Here is a 273-nt window from a genome sequence, read left to right as displayed (position 1 = left end):
CTTTTAATAGCAAAGGTATGTCATCGGCACGCTGGGTAAGCGACGGGCTTTCAATGGGGAATACGTTTAATCGGTAGTATAAATCTTCACGAAACGTGCCTTCCTCTATCATAGTTTCGAGGTTACGATGGGTTGCAGCAATAATGCGTACATCGGCCTGAATCGCTTTAGTGCCGCCTACTCGCTCATAACTGCGCTCTTGCAATACGCGCAGCAACTTAACCTGCATTTGCAGCGGCATATCACCTATTTCATCTAAAAACAGTGTACCGC

1 protein-coding gene is annotated in these 273 nt (G+C 46.5%); it reads right to left on the bottom strand.

Annotated features, from left to right (window positions below):
- Positions 1–273, bottom strand: a 273-nt coding sequence (locus AAEY78_RS13100) for a sigma 54-interacting transcriptional regulator (protein WP_352339742.1), incomplete at both ends; no start/stop codon positions are given.

The organism is Psychrobacter sp. 16-MNA-CIBAN-0192 (assembly GCF_040309565.1).
GTDB lineage: Bacteria > Pseudomonadota > Gammaproteobacteria > Pseudomonadales > Moraxellaceae > Psychrobacter.
Note: the sequence above shows the minus strand (reverse complement) of the source record. Positions and strands in the feature narration are given on the sequence as shown.